General features: G+C 61.5%; 4 protein-coding genes. 3 read left to right on the forward strand and 1 reads right to left on the reverse strand.

Annotation, left to right across the window (positions count from 1 at the left end; genetic code table 11):
• Positions 1 to 1,598 (reverse strand): PPE family protein (locus AWC08_RS19690; RefSeq protein WP_142283682.1); only part of this gene is annotated, 1,598 nt, incomplete at its 3' end.
• Positions 1,599 to 2,333: 735 nt separating this feature from the next.
• Here AWC08_RS19690 and AWC08_RS19695 point away from each other — a divergent pair.
• The 3 genes from AWC08_RS19695 (at position 2,334) to AWC08_RS19705 (ending at position 5,848) form a co-directional block, all read left to right on the forward strand.
• Entirely contained in the window at positions 2,334 to 4,316 is a 1,983-nt protein-coding gene (locus AWC08_RS19695) for a PPE family protein (RefSeq protein WP_065132292.1), read from the forward strand.
• Positions 4,317 to 4,355: 39 nt separating this feature from the next.
• Positions 4,356 to 5,057, forward strand: coding sequence for a TetR/AcrR family transcriptional regulator (locus AWC08_RS19700; RefSeq protein ID WP_372513542.1), 702 nt, complete (start codon positions 4,356 to 4,358; stop codon positions 5,055 to 5,057).
• 272 nt (positions 5,058 to 5,329) lie between these two features.
• Entirely contained in the window at positions 5,330 to 5,848 is a 519-nt protein-coding gene (locus AWC08_RS19705) for a TetR/AcrR family transcriptional regulator (protein WP_232007925.1), read from the forward strand.
• Positions 5,849 to 6,044: the final 196 nt, after the last annotated feature.

Consider the following 6,044-nt stretch of genomic DNA (forward strand, 5'->3'; position numbering starts at 1 on the left):
GCCGTCCCCGCCGGAATCGACACCGACGGAATCGTCAACGACGGCACCGACAACGACGGCAAATCAAACGCACCCAGCGCCGTCCCCGCCGGAATCGACACCGACGGAATCGTCAACGACGGCACCGACAACGTCGGCAGGTCAAACGCACCCAACGCCGTCCCCGCCGGAATACTCAACGACGGAAAGGTCACCGCGGGAAGCGCTAGGGTCGGCAAATCAAAGCCGGCGAAAGTCGTTGGAGGAATGATCAACGGCGGCAGTGTGATGTCCGGTGTCGTGATGGCGAACGAAAGGCTGCCCTGGCCTACTCCGCGATAGAACACCCCATTGTTCATGTCTCCGGTATTGAACAGACCATTATTCAGATTGCCGAAGTTGAAGGCGCCCGTGTTGACGTTGCCGGCGTTGAACCATCCGGTGTTAGCCGTACCCACGTTCAAGCCGCCACTGTTGGAGGAACCGGGGTTGAGGTTCCCCATGTTGTAGCTGCCGGTGTTCAGGTTGCCCGTGTTGGCGTTACCGCCGTTGAACATGCCGGTATTGAACGACCCCGAGTTGAAGAAGCCAGTATTGCCCCGTCCGGAGTTGAAGAAGCCGGCCCCGGAATCTCCTGAGTTTCCGATGCCGAAGTTGCCGTTACCCGAGTTGAAGAAACCGATGTTGCCGTTGCCGGAGTTGAATAGGCCGAGGTTTCCGAGGCCGGAGTTCAATCCGCCGATGCCGACCTGGTTGTTGCCGATGAGCCCAATTCCGATATTGCCATTGCCGGTATTCCCGAAACCGATGTTTCCGAGGCCGATGTTGGCAAAGCCCGTGTTCAGGGCGCCGAGGTTGCTGAAACCCCGGTTGGCAGAGCCGGCGTTGCCGGCGCCGAAGTTGTTCGCGCCCCGGTTCGCCCAGCCGAAATTAGCGCTCCCGAAGTTGCCGCCCCCGATATTGCCAAAGCCGTTGTTGGCGTTGCCGACATTACCGCTGCCGACGTTGGCGATGCCCAGGTTCACCGCAAGCGTTTCAGCCGCCGCGGGAGCTGCGCTCCCGAGCGCGGACGCCACTTGGGACGAGATGCCGGCCAGCGGTGCCAGTGGCGCGTTGAACGGAGTCATAGCGGCGACAATTGCCGACGCTCCCGCGTGGTAGGAGGTCATGGCCGACACATCGAGCGCCCACATCTCTTCGTACGCGGCTTCCGTCGCCGCGATCGCAGGAGCGTTCTGCCCGAAGATGTTCGACAGCACCAATGAGACGAAGCCGGAACGGTTCGCCGCCACGAGCGCCGGCTGGACGATTGCGGATCGAACCGCTTCAAACTCGGCCACCACGGCCGCTGCCTGAGCGGAGGCCATGTGGGCTTGGGCCGCCGTCGCCGACAGCCACCGTGCGAATGGAGCTGCCGCGCCCGCCATCGCCATCGCGGACGGTCCCTGCCATGCGCCGTCGACCAACCCCGTCGTTATGGCACTGAAGGAATCCGCGGCCGAGCTTAATTCCTCCGCTAAGTCCGCCCAAGCAACAGCGGCCGCCGACATCGGCTGCGATCCCGGCCCGGCGAGTAGCAAGGCCGAGTTAATCTCCGGCGGCAACACTGAAAAATTCACAGCCTCAACCTCTCTTAGCGTGTCGCAGTTGCCTCGGCGACCCGGTGACACGTATTTCCGGTTCACACAGTCATGCGCATAATGGCCGCATTGCCATTACTACTGCCTCCGAATAAATGATGTTGCACGTCTTACTGGCAGACCGCGCCGACATGGCGTTCATGGACTGGGCATAGTCGGCAGTTTGGGCCCATTGCCAGGCCGCGATGGTAACCATGATTCAGGCGAATATGCAGGTTATTTCGCAGATCGGAAAGCAGTTGTCGCGTGCGAGACATCAGCGTCCCGCAGGTGACGGCAGGGTCTCAAGCTGGGCATTGGGCGGACTTGTCCGCGATGAGACGCCCGCGTCACACCGAGGACAGGAAGGTCTCGACTTGCGGCCGAGCCCGGAAAAGGGCTACCTCAGTTACCAGGCGATCGATAACATTCGCACGTGCACCACTCTGATACAGCTTTTGAGATAAAAGGACGGGATAATGTCGTTGAACAACGGACGTAAGTTGTTCAGAGCTCGGGCGTTGCGTAAGGTGCTGGCCGTCATTTTGGTGACAGCTTCGGTTGACCACCTGCTTCAATTTCATACGCACAGTGTCAGCTAACTGTGGCTCTATTTTGGAGCATTTTCTATCGCTGCTCTAGTAGCGGTGTTTCGCCATCGCGCCGACGAATACAGTCGTTTACGAATTCGTACAAGTAACGAAGGAAAATGCAGTGACCTTGCCGCATTATTCAATGCTGCCGCCCGAGGTGAATTCGACGCGGGTTTTTAGCGGTACCGGGTCGACGTCGATGCTGGCTGCAGCGGCCGCATGGGACGTTCTCGGCGACGAGTTGCACAGCGCCGCAACGTCGTTCGGATCGCTTACGTCAGATTTGACGTGCGCTAACTGGCAAGGCCCGGCGTCCGTGGCGATGACGAGAGCGGCGGCACCCTATCTTGAATGGCTGAGTGCGTCTGCCGCTCAAGCTCAAGATGTAGCCGGCCTCGCACGGGCAGCCGCGGAAGAGTTTGAAGCGGCGCTGGCCGCCAGCGTGCATCCGGCAGCGGTGGCGGCGAATCGTGCGCAGGTCGATGCGCTGGTCGCAACCAACCTATTCGGGCAGCACACCACGGCGATCGCCGCCGTGGAGTCCTCATATGAGGAGATGTGGGCCCAAGATGTGTCCGCGATGGCGTCCTACCACGCCGGAACGTCGGCAGTCGTGGCGCAGTTGGCGCCCTGGCAAGAGCAGTTGCAGAGCTCGCTGGGATCGGTGCGGGCGGCGTGGAGCCTCTCGGCGCCCAATCCGGCAATCTCCGTTGGTGCCGTGGCCAGCGCGTTGGAAAACGCTGTTCCCGCAAGTGCGCCCGTGGCACAGACTGTGGGGCTTGTCATGGGTGGCAGCGGCATTCCGATCCCCCCGCCACGGTATGTGCAGCTGGCCAACGACCTCTACATCAGCCGCAGCTTTCCCGGCGTGCCCGCACAGCCACTATTCACACCGGAGGGGCTCTACCCGGTTGTAGCGGTCAAGAATCTGACCTTCGACGTGTCGGTGGCCCAGGGCGTGATCATTCTCGAAAGTGCGATCCGAAACCAGATTGCGGCCGGTAACAATGTCGCGGTTTTCGGTTTTTCCCAGAGTGCCACGATCTCATCGTTGACGATGGCCAACCTTGCCGCGTCGGTTAACCCGCCCAGCCCAGACCAGTTGGCGTTCACGCTCATTGGCAACCCCAATAACCCCAACGGCGGGGTGGCCACGCGGTTTCCCGGAATTTCCTTTCCCAGCCTCGGCGTCACGGCCACGGGTCCTACGCCAGACAACCTCTACCCCACGAAGATCTACACCATCGAATACGACGGCGTCGCCGACTTCCCGCGGTATCCGATCAACGTCCTCTCCACCCTCAACGCCCTCGCCGGCATCTACTACGTGCACAGCGACTACCTCGCACTTACACCGGCACAACTTGATTCGGCGATTCAGCTCACGAACACGGTCGGTCCGACGATGACCGAGTATTACATCATCCCAACGCAGAACCTTCCGTTACTGGAGCCGCTGCGCGCGATGCCAGTTCTGGGAAACCCGCTGGCCGATCTGGTCCAACCGAACTTGAGAGTGATCGTTAACCTCGGCTACGGAGACCCGAACTACGGGTACTCAACCTCGCCGCCCAACGTTGCCACCCCTTTCGGGCTCTTCCCGGAGGCCAGTCCGCTACAGATTGCCGACGCGCTCGCCGCCGGAACCCAGCAGGGGTGGGTCGACTTCGGCCACGGCATAACCCATCTTGACCTGCCGTGGCAAACAGATCTGTCGAGCCCCACAGCGAGTCACGTTGCGGGGCAGAACTTAACGGGTGCCTGGCCCGGCACACCCATGGCGTCGCTGAACGACTTCATCGACGGCGTGCAAGCGGCCAACAGAAATCTCAGCCAGACGGTCACGAAGGTAGCCGCAACCAGTTATTCGACCTTGCTGCCCACCGCTGACTTCGCCAATGCGATCGTCACCACCGCGGTGTCCTACAACATCGATCTCTACCTCGATGGCATTCAGCAAGCGCTAAATGGCGACCCAATGGGGTTGGTCAATGCAGTGGGATATCCGCTCGCAGCCGACGTAGCCATGCTCGCTGGGGTGGGTCTACTTCAAACGATGGTATTCGTGGTCGCCGGCCAAACGATTGTTGGCGACATCTCAGCAATGATCTCGGCATCTTCCTGATCAGCCCACGCGGAAAACACCCTCGAGAAAGACATGGCAATGGATCAAGACCGCCTCCTCCGAGCCGCTGCGGCCTTCCTGGGCCGGCGACCCAACGCGACGCAGGACGAGATCGCCGCTGCAATCGGAATCAGTCGCGCGACCCTGCATCGCTACTTCGCAGGGCGCGCCGCGCTGATCGAAGCACTGGAGCAACTTGCGCTGTCCCAGGTGCGCTCGGCGTTCGAGAGTGTGCGCTGGCACGAAGGGCCGGCCGCGCACGCGCTGCAGCGGCTGGTCGCCGCCTGTGAGCCCGTGTCCGGATACCTCACCCTGTTGTACACCCACAGCCAGGAGTTCGACATCGAGGAGTTGAGACAAGGGTGGGCCGAAATCGACGCTGCGATAAAGGAATTGTTCTTGCGCGGCCAACGAGACGGTGAATTCCGGCCGGACCTGACTGCGACCTGGTTGACCGAAGCGTTTTACAACCTGGTGGCCGGAGCCGGCTGGTCCATCCGGTCTGGACGAGCCGCCTCGCGTGACTTCCCGGCCATGATCACCGACCTGCTACTGCGTGGGGTTTGTACGCATGGCGCGTCTTCGGCTGCGCCTCCCGGCTACCCAACGCACCGCCACTCCGCGCACCGCCGGGTGCTGCCTGCGCCTGCACCATCGATTCAGGCACCGCATGCTGAGCAGGGATCGGCTGGGCTTCGAGGCCGAAAAGGGGGACAAACGCTTGACTCAACGTCGCGTTAAGTGACACAGCCTCCGCGTGGACGACAACTGTTATCGCTTTAAATGATGTCCTTGCGAATCAATTAAAAGTGCATACACAACGTCTGGCGTCGCGCTAGCGTGTGGACGCGCGCCTACGACGCACACGCCGAGGTAATTCATCTTGAAGGAGCACTGAACCCGATCAACCACAGCCCGCTTAGGTTAAGAATGGCAGATACCAACTCTTCAAGTGGACGTTCGTGTCTCTCATAAAAGACCATCGATCTGCGCCGACAGACCACGAGCGCCTCTTGGGATCCGCTGCCGCGTTCCTGGGTAGGCGACCGGAGGCAACTCAGGACGAGATCGCCGCAGCTATCGGAATAAGCCGCGCTACCCTGCATCGCTACTTCGCCGGGCGGGCCGCGTTAGAGGAAGCGCTGCAACAGCTCGCGCTCTCCAAGATGCGCGAGGCGCTCGCCAATGCCCGCTCCAACCAAGGCCCCGCCGCACAGGCCCTGCAGCGCTTGGTCGCGGCCTGCGAACCGGTCTCCGGATATGTCGCCCTGCTCTACACCCATAGCCAGGAATTCGACAGCGGCGACTTGATGCAGGGCTGGGCTGAAATCGACGCCGAAATCAGGGGACTATTCCTGCGCGGTCAACGAGACGGCGAGTTTCGGCCCGACCTGACGTCCACCTGGCTGACCGAAGCGTTTTATTGCCTCATCGCCGGAGCCGGCTGGTCCATCAGAACTGGGCGAGCCGCCCCACGCGACTTCACGGACATGATTACCGGCCTCCTGCTGGACGGGGCGTGCAGGCGCTGACGACAACCACATTCTGTCCGGGGGGTTGGTGGGCATGGTGCAGCCACCGACGGGCAATTCCCTCCGTTCCTCGACTCCCCCCGGAGTAGCCGTCAGTGTAATGAGCCCCCAACGCGGAAGGATGTCTCGATGAATCGTGAGCGCCTGCTGCGTGCGGCGGCGGATTTTGTCAGTCGGCGGCCGGCTGCCTCTCAGG

The sequence above is a fragment of the Mycobacterium gordonae genome, from assembly GCF_002101675.1.
Classification (GTDB): domain Bacteria; phylum Actinomycetota; class Actinomycetes; order Mycobacteriales; family Mycobacteriaceae; genus Mycobacterium; species Mycobacterium gordonae.